The organism is Sphingopyxis sp. BSN-002 (assembly GCF_022024275.1).
GTDB lineage: Bacteria > Pseudomonadota > Alphaproteobacteria > Sphingomonadales > Sphingomonadaceae > Sphingopyxis.
In genome coordinates this window covers 3,381,989-3,397,857 of sequence record NZ_CP091804.1, presented here as the reverse complement: position 1 = coordinate 3,397,857, position 15,869 = coordinate 3,381,989, and the positions used below count along the sequence as shown (strand labels likewise).

13 protein-coding genes are annotated in these 15,869 nt (G+C 65.6%); 4 read left to right on the top strand and 9 right to left on the bottom strand.

Annotated features, from left to right (window positions below):
* Position 1 precedes the first annotated feature (1 nt).
* Positions 2-4,180, bottom strand: a complete 4,179-nt coding sequence (gene rpoB, locus L7H23_RS16780; protein ID WP_237837008.1) for a DNA-directed RNA polymerase subunit beta — start codon at positions 4,178-4,180, stop codon at positions 2-4.
* A gap of 271 nt (positions 4,181-4,451) precedes the next feature.
* Complete coding sequence (locus L7H23_RS16775) at positions 4,452-4,751, bottom strand: UBP-type zinc finger domain-containing protein (protein WP_237837007.1); 300 nt, start codon at positions 4,749-4,751, stop codon at positions 4,452-4,454.
* A gap of 92 nt (positions 4,752-4,843) precedes the next feature.
* Here L7H23_RS16775 and L7H23_RS16770 point away from each other — a divergent pair, with 92 nt between their 5' ends.
* Complete coding sequence (locus tag L7H23_RS16770) at positions 4,844-5,215, top strand: RidA family protein (RefSeq protein WP_237837006.1); 372 nt, start codon at positions 4,844-4,846, stop codon at positions 5,213-5,215.
* 11 nt (positions 5,216-5,226) lie between these two features.
* Here L7H23_RS16770 and L7H23_RS16765 read toward each other — a convergent pair whose 3' ends face one another.
* The 4 genes from L7H23_RS16765 to L7H23_RS16750 form a co-directional block, all read right to left on the bottom strand.
* Positions 5,227-5,886: a hypothetical protein gene (locus tag L7H23_RS16765; RefSeq protein ID WP_237837005.1), complete on the bottom strand. Its 660-nt coding sequence runs from the start codon at positions 5,884-5,886 to the stop codon at positions 5,227-5,229.
* 96 nt (positions 5,887-5,982) lie between these two features.
* Entirely contained in the window at positions 5,983-6,648 is a 666-nt protein-coding gene (locus L7H23_RS16760; protein ID WP_237837004.1) for a DUF4197 domain-containing protein, read from the bottom strand.
* Positions 6,649-6,720: 72 nt separating this feature from the next.
* Entirely contained in the window at positions 6,721-8,505 is a 1,785-nt protein-coding gene (locus L7H23_RS16755; protein WP_237837003.1) for a sensor domain-containing diguanylate cyclase, read from the bottom strand.
* A 92-nt stretch (positions 8,506-8,597) separates the two neighbouring features.
* Positions 8,598-9,206, bottom strand: a complete 609-nt coding sequence (locus L7H23_RS16750; protein WP_237837002.1) for a TetR/AcrR family transcriptional regulator — start codon at positions 9,204-9,206, stop codon at positions 8,598-8,600.
* An 88-nt stretch (positions 9,207-9,294) separates the two neighbouring features.
* On the opposite strand from L7H23_RS16750, the gene L7H23_RS16745 reads away from it, so the two are divergent.
* Positions 9,295-10,737 (top strand): carotenoid oxygenase family protein, encoded by a 1,443-nt coding sequence (locus tag L7H23_RS16745; RefSeq protein ID WP_237837001.1) that lies wholly within the window; start codon positions 9,295-9,297, stop codon positions 10,735-10,737.
* On the opposite strand, the gene L7H23_RS16740 is transcribed toward L7H23_RS16745, so the two are convergent.
* On the bottom strand, positions 10,658-11,518 hold the full coding sequence (locus tag L7H23_RS16740) for an NTP transferase domain-containing protein (protein WP_237837000.1): 861 nt from the start codon (positions 11,516-11,518) through the stop codon (positions 10,658-10,660). The genes L7H23_RS16745 and L7H23_RS16740 overlap by 80 nt on opposite strands.
* On the bottom strand, positions 11,515-12,543 hold the full coding sequence (locus L7H23_RS16735; protein ID WP_237836999.1) for a phosphoribosylglycinamide synthetase: 1,029 nt from the start codon (positions 12,541-12,543) through the stop codon (positions 11,515-11,517). The genes L7H23_RS16740 and L7H23_RS16735 overlap by 4 nt, the downstream gene beginning before the upstream one ends.
* Before the next feature lie 134 nt (positions 12,544-12,677).
* Between L7H23_RS16735 and L7H23_RS16730 the strand changes: the two genes are divergently transcribed.
* Both L7H23_RS16730 and L7H23_RS16725 read left to right on the top strand, forming a co-directional pair.
* Positions 12,678-14,189, top strand: a complete 1,512-nt coding sequence (locus tag L7H23_RS16730) for a hypothetical protein (RefSeq protein ID WP_237836998.1) — start codon at positions 12,678-12,680, stop codon at positions 14,187-14,189.
* A gap of 131 nt (positions 14,190-14,320) precedes the next feature.
* Positions 14,321-15,367, top strand: a complete 1,047-nt coding sequence (locus L7H23_RS16725; protein ID WP_237836997.1) for a hypothetical protein — start codon at positions 14,321-14,323, stop codon at positions 15,365-15,367.
* A 98-nt stretch (positions 15,368-15,465) separates the two neighbouring features.
* On the opposite strand, the gene rplL is transcribed toward L7H23_RS16725, so the two are convergent.
* Positions 15,466-15,843 (bottom strand): 50S ribosomal protein L7/L12, encoded by a 378-nt coding sequence (gene rplL / locus L7H23_RS16720; protein ID WP_237836996.1) that lies wholly within the window; start codon positions 15,841-15,843, stop codon positions 15,466-15,468.
* Positions 15,844-15,869: the final 26 nt, after the last annotated feature.

Sequence of the window (15,869 nt, the reverse complement as noted above, 5' to 3'; positions counted from 1 at the left end):
ATTATTCCGCGGCTTCCGGAAGAGCGTCCGGACCTTCGTCGGGGTCTTCGTCCGCATAGGACGAAAGCTCGACGTTGAGGCCCAGCGAGCGCATTTCCTTGACGAGCACGTTGAAGCTTTCGGGAATGCCGGCCTCGAAGGTGTCGTCGCCCTTGACGATCGCTTCATAAACCTTGGTGCGGCCGATCACGTCATCGGACTTCACCGTCAGCATTTCCTGCAGCGTGTACGCCGCGCCATAGGCCTGGAGCGCCCAGACCTCCATTTCACCGAAGCGCTGGCCACCGAACTGCGCCTTACCGCCCAGCGGCTGCTGGGTGACGAGGCTGTACGGCCCGATCGAACGCGCGTGGATCTTGTCGTCGACAAGGTGGTGGAGCTTCAGCATGTAGATGTAGCCCACGGTCACCTTGCGGTCGAACTTGTCACCGGTGCGGCCGTCGTACAGGTCCGACTGACCCGATTCATGCAGGCCCGCGAGGGTCAGCATGTTCGTGACGTCGGCTTCCTTCGCGCCGTCGAACACCGGGGTCGCGAACGGCACGCCGACGCGCAGGTTCGACGCCAGTTCGACGATGCTGTCTGCATCGCGCGACTTGATGTCGTCCAGATATTCGGTGCCATAGACATGCTCGAGCTGGTCGCGGACCGCTTCGGGCATCTGACCGCCCGTCGCGTCGGGATTGGCATCGCGCCATTCGTCGAGCGCCTGCGTCACCTGACGGCCGAGGCCGCGCGAGGCCCAGCCAAGGTGCGTTTCGAGGATCTGCCCGACGTTCATGCGCGACGGCACGCCCAGCGGGTTCAGCACGATGTCGACCGGCGTCCCGTCTTCGAGGAACGGCATGTCCTCGTTCGGCAGGATGCGGCTGATGACGCCCTTGTTCCCGTGACGGCCGGCCATCTTGTCGCCCGGCTGCAGCTTGCGCTTCACCGCGACGAAGACCTTGACCATCTTGAGCACGCCCGGGGCGAGTTCGTCGCCGCGCTGCAGCTTCTCCACGCGATCTTCATACTTCGCGTTGATCCGCTTGATCGCGTCGTCATACTGCGCCTTGATCGCCTCGAGAGCGGTCTGGGCATTGTCCTCGACAACGGCCAGCTTCCACCAGTCGGCGCGGTCGAGATCGACCAGCATCTCCTCGGTGACCGTATCGCCCTTCTTCAGGCCCTTCGGCACCGCGCTGGTCGTCTGACCGATCAGCAGGTCCTTCAGGCTCGAGAAGGTCGCACGGTTGAGGATCGCGCGCTCGTCGTCGGCATCCTGCTTCAGGCGCTCGATTTCTTCGCGTTCGATCGCGATCGCGCGTTCGTCCTTGTCGATACCGTGACGGTTGAAGACGCGGACTTCGACGACCGTGCCCGACACGCCCGGCGGCAGGCGGAGCGAGGTGTCGCGCACGTCGCTGGCCTTTTCACCGAAGATCGCGCGCAGCAGCTTTTCTTCCGGCGTCATCGGCGATTCACCCTTGGGGGTGATCTTGCCGGCCAGAATGTCGCCCGGGCCGACTTCGGCGCCGATATAGACGATGCCCGCTTCGTCGAGGTTGCGGAGCGCTTCCTCGCCGACGTTCGGGATGTCGCGCGTGATGTCTTCCGGCCCGAGGCGCGTGTCGCGCGCGGTGACTTCGAATTCCTCGATGTGGATCGAGGTGAAGACGTCGTCCTTCACGATGCGTTCGCTGATGAGGATCGAGTCCTCATAATTGTAGCCGTTCCACGGCATGAACGCGACGAGCACGTTCTTGCCGAGCGCCAGTTCGCCAAGCTCGGTCGACGGACCGTCGGCGATGATGTCGCCGGTCCGGACGATCTCGCCCACCTTCACCAGCGGACGCTGATTGATGCAGGTGTTCTGGTTCGAACGCTGGAACTTCTGCAGGCGATAGATGTCGACGCCCGACTTGCCGGGTTCGACCATGTCGGTCGCACGGATAACGATACGAGTTGCGTCGACCTGATCGATCACGCCGCCGCGGCGCGCCGCGATCGCCGCGCCCGAGTCGCGCGCAACGGTGCCTTCCATGCCCGTGCCGACGACCGGAGCCTCGGCGCGGAGCAGCGGAACGGCCTGACGCTGCATGTTCGATCCCATGAGCGCGCGGTTGGCGTCATCGTTTTCCAGGAACGGGATCAGCGATGCCGCGACCGAAACGAGCTGCTTCGGCGACACGTCCATCAGCGTGATCTGCTCGCGCGGCGCCATCAGGAATTCGCCCGCTTCGCGCGCCGAGATCAGCTCGTCGATGAAGCTGCCGTCGGGGTTGAGGTCGGCGTTCGCCTGCGCAACCGTGTGCTTCTGCTCTTCCATCGCCGACAGATAGACGACCTCGTTGGTCACCTTGCCGTCGATGATGCGGCGGTACGGCGTCTCGATGAAGCCGTACTTGTTGACGCGCGCAAAGGTCGCGAGGCTGTTGATCAGACCGATGTTCGGGCCTTCCGGCGTTTCGATCGGGCAGATACGGCCATAGTGGGTCGGGTGAACGTCGCGGACTTCGAAGCCCGCGCGCTCGCGGGTCAGACCGCCCGGCCCGAGCGCCGAGACGCGGCGCTTGTGGGTGACTTCCGACAGCGGGTTGGTCTGGTCCATGAACTGCGAGAGCTGCGACGAGCCAAAGAATTCGCGCACCGCGGCGACCGCGGGCTTCGCATTGATCAGGTCGTTCGGCATCACGGTCGACACGTCGACCGAGCTCATGCGCTCCTTCACGGCGCGCTCCATGCGGAGCAGGCCGACGCGATACTGGTTCTCGAGCAGCTCGCCGACCGAGCGGACACGACGGTTGCCGAGGTTGTCGATATCGTCGATTTCGCCCTTGCCGTCCTTCAGGTTCACCAGTTCCTTGACCACGGCGAGGATGTCCTCGCTGCGGAGCGTCGTCACCGTGTCCTCGGCGTCGAGGCCAAGGCGCATGTTCAGCTTGACGCGGCCGACGGCCGACAGGTCATAGCGTTCGCCGTCGAAGAACAGGCCGTCGAACAGCGCTTCCGCGGTTTCGCGCGTCGGCGGTTCGCCGGGGCGCATGACGCGATAGATGTCGCTCAGCGCCTGGTCGCGGTCTTCGGCCTTGTCGGCCTTCAGCGTGTTGCGGATCCACGGACCGGTGTTGTTGTGGTCGATGTCGAGCAGGACGAGCTTGTCGATCCCGGCGCCATCGAGCTTTTCGAGGTTGTCGGCGGTCACTTCGTCGCCGGCTTCGATGTAGATCTCGCCAGTCGCCTCGTTGATCAGGTCATAGGCGCTGTAACGGCCGAAGATTTCCTCGGTCGGGATCAGCAGCGTGTCGAGACCGTCCTTCGCGGCCTTGTTGGCAAGGCGCGGGCTGATCTTGTGGCCGGCGGCGAAGACGACTTCGCCGGTCTTGGCGTCGACGACGTCGAACGCGGGCTTCGCGCCGCGCCAGTTTTCGACGACGAACGGAACCTTCCAGCCGTTCGAGGCGCGCTCGAACACCAGACGGTCATAGAAGTGGTTGAGGATTTCCTCGCCCGACATGCCCAGCGCGTAAAGCAGGCTGGTGACCGGCAGCTTGCGCTTGCGGTCGATACGGACGTTGACGATGTCCTTGGCGTCGAATTCGAAGTCGAGCCACGAACCGCGATACGGAATGACGCGCGCGGCGAAGAGATACTTGCCCGACGAGTGGGTCTTGCCGCGATCGTGATCGAACAGCACACCCGGCGAACGGTGCATCTGCGACACGATGACGCGCTCGGTGCCGTTGACGAAGAAGGTGCCGTTCTCGGTCATGAGCGGCATGTCGCCCATGTAAACGTCCTGCTCCTTGATATCGAGGACCGAACGGGTGTCGGTTTCGCTGTCGACTTCAAACACGATCAGGCGCAGCGTGACCTTCATCGGCGCCGCATAGGTGATGCCGCGCTGACGGCATTCCTCGACGTCGTACTTCGGCTCTTCGAGTTCGTAGTGAACGAAGTCCAGCTCGGCGGTGCCGGCGAAATCGCGGATCGGGAAAACGCTGCGGAGCGTCTTTTCGAGGCCCGAGACATATCCGATCGAGGGGTCCGAGCGCAGGAACTGCTCATAGGATTCGCGCTGCACCTCGATGAGGTTGGGCATCTCCACCGCTTCGTGGATGTTGCCGAACAGCTTGCGGATTCGCTTGGTCGCGGTTGCTTCGAGGGCCTTGCCCACCGACTTCGCCTTGGTCGCCATAAGTGATTGTCTCGCCTTGAAAAAATAGCTCGCGAGCGCAGGAGAGACGCAAAAAGGCCGCGATCAACCGTTGCCGGTTTCCCGCAGCTTTCTGACGCATCTCGAAATCCCTATCGCCCTATCCGTACAGCCCGCTGCGCAAAGGCAGGCTCTATCTCGGACGATCGGGTGTGATCGCCATATAGGATTGGGGGGCCCGGGTGTCAAAGGGGCCCAGGAAATTTCTCGCTTCCCCCGCATCCGCCGCCGGAACGGCGAAACCCTTGGCCGCTCAGAAATAGCGCGGGATCGGCCCGATCTGCGGGGTCTGGTCGGGAAGATCGACGACCACATCGTCGATATAGCACCATCCCCAGCCTTCGGGCGGATCATAGCCCTCGATGATCGGATGGCCGGTCTCGTGGAAATGCGCGCGCGCATGGCGATGCGGGGAATCGTCGCAGCATCCGACATGACCGCACGCCCGGCAGAGCCTCAGATGCACCCAGATGCCGCCGATCCGCAGGCAATCCTCGCATCCCTTGGCGCTGGGGACGACGTCGCGGATCGTTGTCTCATGCGAACAGGCCATCACCCTCTCCTTCGCGCTGCAAGGAATGTCCGGCGAGTATCGCAGGTCCGTGCAGGAAATGATATTGCCGATCTGCACGCGATCCGGAGACCATGATGACCAGCCCAAATCCCGCAGGCCCGCACTATTCGCCCTACACGACCGGGGGGGGCCTGATCTTCGTGTCGGGCCAGCTGCCGCTGCTTCCCGGCCGCGACGCCTCGCTCGCCGGCGCGCCTTTCGGGGCACAGGCCGAACAGACGCTGCACAATCTGGCCGCGGTCCTCGAAAGCGCCGGCGTCGGCCCCGCGCAGATCCTCAAGACGACTGTCTATCTCGGCGACATGGCCGACTGGGACGGGGTCGATCAGGCCTACCGCGAATTTTTCGGCGACGTCCGCCCGGCCCGAACCGTGATCGCGACCGGCCCGCTGCACTTCGGCTTCCGGATCGAGATCGACGCCATTGCGCTGGCCGCGCAATAGCGGGCTCCGCGCTACGCCGCGCCCTGATTGCCGACGCGTTCCAGTTCCGACGTCAGCCGCTGCGCGTCGAACGCATGCTGTTCGAATTCGCCGCGACGCTCGACCCAGAACAGGAACAGATGCGCGGACCACCGGTTGGGATTGGGCCGCGTCCGGCCGTGGCGCAGATCCATTCCGCGATACAGGACGGCATCGCCGGGCTGCATCTCGACGGCCGAGAAAGCCTCGTCGCCGAAGTCCTCGGTGCACGGATCCACGCTGGTAACCCGTTCCGAGCCGACTTCCAGCGGCCATGCCAGACCGTCGCTGTAGACGAGCGTCAGCGACACGCTGTGCTCGCACGACGGACGATCGGCGTGGACGCGGCAGATATCGTCCTGGTGATAGATGCGGAAATAATCGTAGCTCGGCAGCAGGTCGGCTCCCGTAAGCTCGCTGATGATCGGCGTCAGCCCCCACAGGAAGGTGGTGAGCGGCCGGTAGAAATGGCCCGAGATTTCGATGGTCGGCCGCGGTGAAAGCGCGTGCGCCTGGGCAAAGGTCTCGAACGACTTGCCCGAAGCCTCGAGGTCGATCTGGATTTGCCTGAAAAGATTGAAGGCGACCTCCGGAGGGATCAGGCCCCTGATCGTCGCATAGCCGTCGCGATGATAGTCACCCTCGATTTGCATAAGACTCCCTGTCCTGCCCCGCAGCTTTCCCGGAACAGGACCGCACAATGCACGAATTTGCGGCGGCGCCAATGCCCGAACGGGTCGTCAGCCGCGTCAGAATACCCCTTTCAGCAACTTCCCGGGATTCTTCCGCAGCGCCGCTTCCTCATTGCCCATGTAAAGGAAGATGCCTTTCAGCGCCTGCTCGGTAACCGAATCCGTCAGCCGGTCGTGGCTGACCCCCGCGAGCGACAGCAGTTGGTTGTTCCGCCCCAACTGGTCGAGCTGGCGATACGCTCCAACGCTCTCAAGCGCCCCCGTAACCAGCGGCCGCACCTTTTCGGTCAGCACCCCGCCCGCGCTCGATTGCAGATAACGCGTCGCGCCGTCCTTCTTCGACACCAGCGACGGCACGTCGTTCCAGCCCAGATTGTCGATCGCGGCGCGGAACACCGGCTTCGCCTCGCCCGCCGCCTTGCCGCCCGCGTCGTTCAGGCTTTTCGTCAGCTTGGTGGTCAGCCCCAGCTTGTCGCCCGCACCGAGCAGCTTCGACGCCAGCTTGCCGCTCGCGCCCGGCAACAGGATACGCACCGCGGTATCGGCATAGAAAGCACCGGGCTGCGCCAGCCGGTCGAGCGCATTGTCGGACGCCCCGCTGATAAGCCCCTTGAATCCGCCGATCGCGGTCTTCGCGAAGGCGGCCGGCACGAGCCCGAGGCCGGCCAACGCAGCGCCCCCCGCGAGCAGGTGCCGTCTCGCCACCATGTCATCCCTGTTCATGAAAGCCTCCCACGCTATTGTCCGGGCCGGACGATAGCGGAAAAGCCATGCGCACCCAAGCGCTTACCGCCGCTAGGCCGCCATCCGCAGCCGGTTCCGTCCGTCGCGCTTTGCCGCATAGAGCGCCTGGTCGGCACGGTGGAGCAGTTCCTCGGCGTCGGGTTCGCCATCATAGAGCGCCAGGCCGATACTGATCGTCGCGTCGGGCAGGGTCGCTTCCTCCGCGGTTCCCGTCTCCACGGCCTTGCGGACCCGCTCGGCGACGATTTCTGCCGCCTGCGCGCTCGACCGCTGAAGGATGCAGACGAATTCCTCGCCGCCGATCCGGCCGACCAGATCGCCGTCGCGCAGGGCCGCCTTCGCCCGCTGTGCCACGCGGCGGATCACATCGTCGCCGACCGCATGACCGTGCGTGTCGTTGATCCGTTTGAAATGGTCGATGTCGAAAATCGCTACCGCCAGCGGTGCGCCATTGTCGCGCGCGCCGGCCAGCGCCTTTTCCAGAAAAGCCAGCGTCGCGCGCCGGTTCGGCAGGCCGGTCAGCATGTCGGTGTTCGCGACCCGCTCGGCCGCACTGCGCGCCGCTTCGAGGATGCGGGCGTTCTCGACAGTCTCGGTGACATCCTGCACGGTTCCGAAGATGCCGATCGCTTTGCCCCCGCGGCCCATCTCGATCGACCCGTGTGATTTCACATGGCGGATCTCGCCGTCGAGCCTGCGAATCCGCCCCTGATATTCGAAAGCCTGCCCGGTGCGCACCGCTTCGGCGAGCACCTTGCGAACCTCCTCCATATCCTCCTCGACATATTGCTCGACGCTATAGTCGACATCGACGGGGGTTCCGGGCTCCAGCCCGTGGACCCGATAGGTCTGATCCGACCATTTGATCGTCCAGTTGACCAGATCGACGCGCCAATGGCCAACGAGCGCCGCAGCCTCGGCCTGCACCAGCCAGCGATTGCTCTGTTCGAGGCGGCGCGCGAGCTTGCGCTGGACCACCAGCAGGGCCGCGAGCGGCAGCGTCGTGAACAGCAACGCCAGCAGATAGAATTGCAGGAACAGCACCCGGACCTTCTGGCTGTCGTCGATCGCCGCGATCGGCCCGTGCCCCTGCCCGGTCAGCAGCGACGCGATGATCGTCACGATCAGCATTCCCGTCGCCGCGCCGAAGGGCCCTAGCCGGTACGCAGCAGCGACGACGGCGATGCACGGCAGGAAGGTCACCGGGAAATGCGATTGCGAAAAGGCCGTAGCGGTGACCGCCGCGGCGGCGGTCAGGATCAGGATTGCCTCGGTCTTCATGCGCGACGATGCGTTGTCGAGCGCCTTGGTGCCGATCATGCGCGCCAGCATGACGATCGGCGGCGTCACGATCAGCATGCCGAGCGCCACGGTCGTCAGCCATGAGAAGAAGAAATCGATGCCGGTTCCGGCAAGCGCGGTCGCGATCGAGGCACTCAGCGCGCTCGCCGACAGCGTCGCGATGCAGAAATCGCCGACCGATCGCGGGACCATGAACGACAGGTCGCCCGCGTGACGGCGCCGGACCAGCCACAGCGCGACATAGGCCTCGGACGCGTTGGCGAGCGTGAAGGCGGCCGACGCGAGCGGTGGCGTGCCGCCCAGCAGATTGGCGCCGAAGCTGGCAACACCCATGCCCACGAACGACGCTGCTTGCGCGCGTCCGGGCATCAGCAGCAACAGCGCAAGGAAATAGCCGCTCGGTGGCCACACGGCGGCAATATTGTCCGCGCCCCTGGTCGCATAGAGCGACAGGCTCGCCAGCAGAAAATAGCCGAGCGCCGTAAGCAGCGACCAGAAAGCCGCTTCGACTCCGGGTGAGAGCGACCGCGTCATGCTCCGGATCTATCCGAAAACTGGAAAATAAACCGCTAACATTCCGCCACGGCTTAACGCGATTTCACAGCAAAATCACGCACCTTTAGCCTCTAGTCGACGCCACCGAAGGTCATGCCGACGATTTGCCCGATCCGTTCCTCGTCCCATTCGATCCGGCGATCGAGGACGAGCATCGCGAGGCCGTGGACGAGCGACCACGCATGAAGCGCGGCAATTTCGGGTTGATCGAGGTGCGGCATCGTCTGCTCGACGCCCGCGCGCAGCAGATTATAGGCAACTTCCCCTCCGTCGCCGCTTTCCTTGCTGCGTTCGTGCATCTGGCGCGTGAAGCTCAGGCGGAACACCGCGGGCTCGTCGTGCGCGAAGCGGACATAGGCGACGCCCGTCGCCAGGAAACCGGTACGTCCGCCTCCCGCTTTCAGCCACGCCTGCGCCTGCAGCGCGCCCAACCGCCGCAGCCCCTCGTCGGCGAGCGCGTCGAGCAGCGCCTCCTTGTCGGGAAAATGGCGGTAAAGTGCGGTTGCGCTTACCCCCACGTCGCGCGCCAGTGCGCGCAGCCCCAGCTCGGCGCCGTCGCCTTCCTCCAGCCGTTTGAGCCCCGCCGCGATCACCGCCGCGCGCAGATCGCCATGGTGGTAGGAGCCCGAACTTTTCGCTCCGGCATTTTCTATGTTGACACTGTTATCTTGTTCGCTCATGTTGTCACCGTAAACATTCCGAGTCGCCAGTGCAATCCCCTCCACACTGCGCGGCACCTTTGAAACCTTCGGCTTAAGGAGCATCCCCATGGCGAGCAATATGGAAACCCTGATCCGCGGCGCCGTCACCAAGGGCATCGGCAAGGTCGCCGACTTCAACCGCAAGCGCCTCCCCCGCCCCGCCGACGCGCACCCCTATCTCACCGGCATCCACACCCCGATGACCGAGGAATTCACGCTCGAGGAACTGCGCGTCGACGGCGAAATCCCTGCCAGCCTGACCGGCCGCTACCTGCGCAACGGCCCGAACCCCGCGGTCGCACCCGACCCCGCGAGCTATCACTGGTTCACCGGCGCCGGCATGGTCCACGGCATCCGCATCGAAGGCGGCAAGGCCGACTGGTACCGCAACCGCTGGGTCCGCGGCGCCGAGGCTTGCGAAGTCCTTGGCGAGGAAATCCCCCCCGGCCCGCGCGCCGAAAGCAACGACGCGCCGAACACCAATGTCATCGGCGTCGACGGCCGGACCTTCGCGATCGTCGAGGCGGGCGGCAAGCCGGTCGAGCTCGGCTATGAACTCAACACCATCGCTCACAACCCCTTCGACGGCACGCTGAAGGGTCCGTACACCGCGCACCCGCACCTCGATCCCTCCACGGGCGAGATGCACTCGATCACCTACAAGGGCGACGACTTCAACACCGTCTGGCACGTCGTCGTCGACAAACATGCGCAGGTGATCCGCGAGCTTGCGATCCCGGTCAGCGACGGCCCGTCGATCCACGATTGCGCGATCACCGAAAATTACGTGCTCGTCCTCGACCTGCCCGTCACCTTCTCGATGTCGCGGCTGCTTGCAGGCTATCGCTTCCCCTATGCCTGGAACGAGAAGCATCAGGCACGCGTCGGCCTCCTCCCCAGGAAGGGCAGCGCAGACGACATTATCTGGGTTCCCGTCGAGCCCTGCTATGTCTTCCATCCCGCGAACGCGTTCGAGACCGCCGACGGCAAGATCATCGTCGACGTCGTCGCGCACGAGACGATGTTCGCCGAATCGACCCGCGGCCCCGACAGCCAGAAGGCCCGCATGGAACGCTGGACGCTCGATCCCGCCGCGCGCACCTCGGTCCGCACCGTCATCCACGACCATGCTCAGGAATTCCCGCGCTACGACGAAAGACTGACGACCAGGCCCTATCGCTATGCCTACACGGTCGCGATCCCCGAGGCCGAGGCGTCCGAATGGCAGATCGCCGATACCCGCCTGTTCCGCCACGATCTCGACAAGGGCGTCACCGATGCCCACGATTTCGGCCCCGGCCGGCATCCCGGCGAGTTCGTCTTCGTTCCGCGCAGCGCAGATGGCGCCGAGGATGACGGCTGGCTGATCGGCCTCGTCGTCGACATGAACGACGAGACCACCGATCTCGTCATCCTGAATGCCGATGACTTTACCGGGTCACCGCAAGCTGTGGTTCACCTGCCGCATCGCGTGCCGCCGGGGTTCCACGGGAACTGGGTCGCGGATTGACGATATCGGGGCGCTTCATCAGCGCCTCGGTCACCCGCAACGACCGCTCGTTGTCGACATCGATCGCTGTCGCCCCGTTGCTCACCAGCAGCGGGGCGATGTCGACTTTCAGGTGGCGCGAAATGCGCTGGAAGATGTGGTGGATCGGCCCCAGCCCGAAGCGGAAACGCAGCAGGTTGATCAGCCCGAACGCCTGCATCACGCGGATCGGCTTCTTGACGAACTGCCCGCCGCCGCGAAACGCCTCGGCGGCCTTGAGTGCTGCGGGATCGCCGATCCAGTAGGCGTTGCAGTTCGACACCGCGACATCCGAAAATTCATAGAAGCGCCGCTGCCCCTCGGGATGCACGGCAAGCACATCCTCGCGCCGCGCGAGCGCAACCCCCGCCCCCACGCCGAGCCGAGCCGCCTCGTTTCCGATCTCGACGATCGTTTCGGGGGTCAGCAGGCAATTGTCCGCCGTGGTGATGAACAACGGAAACGCGGCTTGGCCGGCGACCGCAAGAACCGAGTCCGCGAGGTTGTCGGCGGCCGGCACGATGACGAGGCGCTCGCCCAGCCTCTCGATCACCTCGTCGGCCAGATCATCAAGAAGGGTCTCATGATGCGTCGAGACGAAGATGCGGGCCGCATCGGTCTGCGCCGCGCTGTCGAGTACATGCGCAATCATCGCGCGGCCCGCGACGGGAACGAGGCACTTGTCGCCCACCCCATGCGCCTCGGCGAGCGCGTCGACCGCACCCGGCCGGCGCCCCGCGAGGATCAGGATCGAGCCGCTCATGCCGCGTCCCTCCGCGCAAAACCGACAAGCTGGCGGATCATGCTTTCGGACACGATCGTCTCGATCAGGTCGGCCTGGGTAAAGCCGGCTGCAATCGCGGCGCGACCGAAAACCTTCTCGGACCACAGGTTGCAGTTGAGATTGACCTCGAGCAGCCGGATCTCGCCGGTCGCGAAATCGACGCGAAACTCGAAGCGGCCATAATCGAAAGGCCGGAAGACTTCAGCCATCGCGCGCGTATATTCGATCAGCCGCGCGCCGATTTCGGCGTCGTCGAACAGCTTCAGGCTGTATTTCTGGCTGCGGTCGACCAGATCGCGCTTTTCCTGATAGGTGCGCAGGTGGCTCGGGTCGGCCTGCTCGAAGATCATCATCGGCAGCATCGCCGGCTCGCCGTCTATGGTGATCACCGGCACCTCGACGTCGCTGCCGTCGATGAAGGGCTCAACGATCGCGTCATGATCGAGCGCATGGATTTCGGCGATCGCCTGCGCGAGTTCGATCCGGTCGTGCGCGTCGCGAATGCCCCACGAAGCCGAGCTGTTGTTCGGCTTGATCACCCAGCGCTTCGCCGGCGGACAGCGCGACGCATCGACCGGCGCGCCGCGGCGGAACAGCGACCAGGGCGCGGTGGGAATATCGCGCGCCGCCGCTTCGAGCTTGGTCAGGTGCTTGTCGTCGGACAGGCCGCGCACGATCGGCGACGCGCCGACATAGGGCAGCCCCAGCCGGTTGCAGAGCAGCGGCAGCAGCATCTCGCTGTTGTAGAAGCCGCCGCGGTTGAGCAGCGGAAAGACGAAGTCGGCGTCGGGCCGGGTGAACAGGTCGGCGTAATTGTCGGCGACGAGCAGCGGGATGCCGAGCCCTTCCAGTATCTCGCGCGTTTCGCGGTGATAGAGCGCGTGGTTGCCGTCTTCGCTATGGAGCCCGCCGGTCCATTTCGCGTGCTTGGCGATGAAGAGAAGCCGCTGCGTGTCGCGCAAGCGATCGGGCAGCCTGGTGGGTGCAAGGTCGTTGGTTCGCATGTGACGCTCTGACCACGCGCAGGTTTCATGCCGATGACTTTTCAATGACTGCGCTGCAACCAAAACGCCAAATCTCTGTCATCTTGCGCCGGTAATTCGCGGGTCATGGTCTTCCCCGGAACGGATTTATCCGCATGCTTCTGAACCCGAAAAGCTATGAGAAAAACGCACTGCGCAGCGACGGCCGCCATGCCGCGCGGCTCGCCGAAGCGCTGATCAGCGGCGGCGACGGGCGCATCCGCCTCGATGCGCAGGGGCGTAACCAATATTATGCCAGCGCCGCGCCCAGCGACGCGCTCGCCTACGGGTCGTCGACGATCAGCAGCATTTCGGAGCATGCGTTCGAGACGTTGGTCGTCGAATGGAGGGATCGGCTCGACCAGCCGGTCGCCGCGCGCGATTATGCCGCGGGCCTCGACGCGATCCGCGACCGCCTCGCCGCATATTTCGGTTCGGACGATGCCGCGATCGTCTTCGCCGCGTCGGGAACCGATCTCGAATATGTCGGCCTCGCCGCCGCCTGGGACGGCCGGCCGCTCACCGCCGTTCTGCTCGGCCGCGACGAGGTCGGCAGCGGCTGCATCCATAGCGCCGCAGGCCGCTTCTTTGCCGAGGAAACCGCGACCGGCGCGCGCGTCGTCGCGCAATCGGCGATCGACCCGGCCTTTGCCGGGATCGAGCTGATCGACGTTGGCGTGCGCGACGCCGCCGGCCGCCCGCGCGCCTCGGCCGCGGTTGCCGCCGAGCTGTCGCTCCACATCGAGCGCGCCGCCGCCAACGGCCGCCGCGCGGTCGTCCATGTCGTCCACGGCTCGAAATCGGGCCTCACGCTCCCGGCGCTCGCCGACGTCGAGCGCCTCGTCGCGACGCATGGCGACGCGATGACGATCGTCGTCGACGCCTGCCAGCTTCGCATCGCGCCCGATGTCGTCCGCAGCTATCTCGCGCTCGGTTGCACCGTCCTGATGACCGGCTCGAAATTCGCCGGCGGCCCGCCGTTCAGCGGCTTCGCGCTGGCACCCGCCGCCGCGCGCGACCGCGCAAGGCCGCTTCCCGAGGGCTTCCGCCGCCTCGCCAACCGCGCCGAATGGCCCGCCGACTGGCCCGGCGCCGACATTCTGCATGCTACGGGCAATTTCGGCCTGCTCCTGCGCCTGCAGGCGGCGCTGATCGAGATCGAGCGCTTCGCTGCGCTTCCTGCCGGGCGCGCGACGCATGTCGCCGCGCGTTTCAGCCATCATGTGATGCGGATCGTCAAGCGCCTCGAGCTTGCCGAGGTCCCCGGCGCGGGCACGAGCTGCCTTGCGACCGAGACGCTGCGCACGCTCGACCTGTCGGCACGCTGGCCGCAATGCGATTTCGATGCCGCGAAGACGATGCACGGCCATATCGCGCGCCAGTCGCGCCAGTGGCTCGGCCAGGAAATCCGTCTCGGCCAGCCGGTGAAGACGCACCCGCTCGCCGACGGGCGAATGGCCGGGACGTTGCGCCTGTCACTGTCGATGCCGCTGATTATCGACATGGCCGCAATGGACGATATCGCCCTCGACGAGCGGCTCGACCGCGAGATGTCGCTGGTCGGCGCGGCGATCTCGGCAGCGGGCGCGATGACTCTCGCCTCGCCCCAGCCAGCCCCCATCGGCTGACCCCGAAAGCGGTCGTCGGGCGCGACGAACGGGCCCGAAATCTTCGCCGCGCCGCCACGGCGGCACGGCTCATCGTGGAATCGGACGCATTTTAGCAGCGCTTTTCGGGCGCCGTTCGTTTGCCCTCCACTATGACGAAAAATGCTCCCCTCCTCCGCCCCGCCGCGAGCGCGATTGCCGCGTTCCTGGTCCTCTCCACCCCCGCCGCCTTCGCGCAGGAAACGACGGTACCGATGACGCCACCGGTCAGCGTGCCGCCGGCCTCGGCTCCGCCGACGGTCCAGCCGCCCGCTACGACGGCGCCCGCGACGGCCCCGACCGCGCAACCGGCGCCCCAGCCGGTGATCCGCGTCCCGCTCGACCTGCCGCCCGCTCCGAAGGCAGCCGAGCGTGAAGCCGCTGCCCCGCCCGCCCGTGCCCGGGCCGAACGCGCGGCTCCGCGACCGCGCCCGGCACAGGCAGCCCCCACGCGTGTCGCGGCCGCGCCCGTCGCGCCGGTTGCCGCCGCGGCTGCGCCGATCGAAGAGGCTGCGCCGGTTTCGCCCGTCGTCGTTGAGCCGGTCCAGCCGACGGTAGAGACCGCACCTGTTGCGGTTGAAAAGGCAGCGCCCGCTACCAGCGACAGCTTTCCTTGGGAAATCGTCGGAGGTGCAGCCGCGCTGCTGATCGTCGGCGGTGCGGGCATCGCCTTCGCGCGCCGTCGCAAGGCCTCCAAGGAGGTCTGGGAATTCAACGAGAATTCGAACGCCGAATGGGTGCCGACGGGTGAACCCGCCACCGAGCCCGCCTTCACCCGCGCGGAAACCGTCGTCGCGCCTGCGCCTGAACTGCAGCCGACAGAGCCTGCGACCACGCCGGCCTTCGCGGCAGCGCCTTCGGGCAGCATGGGGCGTCACGAGGCGATGGCAATGGCGGGGCCGACGCCCGACAACCCCTTCACCACGCTCAGCAAGCGCCTCGCCCGCGCGCGCTTCCTCGATCGTCAGGAACGCGCCGACTATGACGCCGCGCTCGCGACCAGCGAGCCGCAAACCGAACAGGCCCCGGTTCGCAAACCGGTCAGCGCATGGGAAATCGCCCAGCGCCAGACAATCCCGGCGCCGGCCGAACAGGAGGTTCGCCGCCTCCAGCCCGGCAGCGTCCGCAAGGAGCTGAAGCCCGGCTGGACGCGCAACTGACGCCCCCTTCCGGGCAATGAAAAAGGGCGGCGCCTCGCAGCACCGCCCTTTTTCTTTTTCGCAAGCACGGCGGGCAAGCCCGCCGGACCCGAACCGAATTACTTCAGTTCGACGGTCGCGCCGGCGGCGAGCAGCTTGGCCTTCAGCTCTTCAGCTTCAGCCTTGTTGACGCCTTCCTTGACGGCCTTCGGCGCGCCTTCGACGAGTGCCTTGGCTTCGCCCAGACCCAGGCCGGTGATCGCACGGACTTCCTTGATCACGTTGATCTTGTTGCCGCCGTCACCGGTCAGGATGACGTCGAATTCGGTCTGCTCTTCAGCAGCGGCGGCACCGGCGCCACCAGCGGCCGGAGCGGCAACCGCAACGGCAGCAGCGGCCGAAACGCCCCACTTTTCTTCGAGCAGCTTCGAAAGTTCAGCAGCTTCCAGAACGGTCAGCGCCGACAGGTCTTCAACGATCTTTGCGAGATCAGCCATTTTCATTCTCCATCAGAACCGGGAAA

Bases quoted from the DNA above. Each gene is read 5' to 3' on its own strand.
- L7H23_RS16760 (WP_237837004.1), bottom strand. From the start codon at position 6,648: ATGAACAGGGATGACATGGTGGCGAGACGGCACCTGCTCGCGGGGGGC.
- L7H23_RS16725 (WP_237836997.1), top strand. From the start codon at position 14,321: ATGACGAAAAATGCTCCCCTCCTCCGCCCCGCCGCGAGCGCGATTGCC.
- rpoB (WP_237837008.1), bottom strand. From the start codon at position 4,180: ATGGCGACCAAGGCGAAGTCGGTGGGCAAGGCCCTCGAAGCAACCGCG.
- L7H23_RS16745 (WP_237837001.1), top strand. From the start codon at position 9,295: ATGGCGAGCAATATGGAAACCCTGATCCGCGGCGCCGTCACCAAGGGC.
- L7H23_RS16740 (WP_237837000.1), bottom strand. From the start codon at position 11,518: ATGAGCGGCTCGATCCTGATCCTCGCGGGGCGCCGGCCGGGTGCGGTC.
- L7H23_RS16730 (WP_237836998.1), top strand. From the start codon at position 12,678: ATGCTTCTGAACCCGAAAAGCTATGAGAAAAACGCACTGCGCAGCGAC.
- L7H23_RS16750 (WP_237837002.1), bottom strand. From the start codon at position 9,206: ATGAGCGAACAAGATAACAGTGTCAACATAGAAAATGCCGGAGCGAAA.
- L7H23_RS16775 (WP_237837007.1), bottom strand. From the start codon at position 4,751: ATGGCCTGTTCGCATGAGACAACGATCCGCGACGTCGTCCCCAGCGCC.
- rplL (WP_237836996.1), bottom strand. From the start codon at position 15,843: ATGGCTGATCTCGCAAAGATCGTTGAAGACCTGTCGGCGCTGACCGTT.
- L7H23_RS16755 (WP_237837003.1), bottom strand. From the start codon at position 8,505: ATGACGCGGTCGCTCTCACCCGGAGTCGAAGCGGCTTTCTGGTCGCTG.
- L7H23_RS16765 (WP_237837005.1), bottom strand. From the start codon at position 5,886: ATGCAAATCGAGGGTGACTATCATCGCGACGGCTATGCGACGATCAGG.
- L7H23_RS16770 (WP_237837006.1), top strand. From the start codon at position 4,844: ATGATGACCAGCCCAAATCCCGCAGGCCCGCACTATTCGCCCTACACG.
- L7H23_RS16735 (WP_237836999.1), bottom strand. From the start codon at position 12,543: ATGCGAACCAACGACCTTGCACCCACCAGGCTGCCCGATCGCTTGCGC.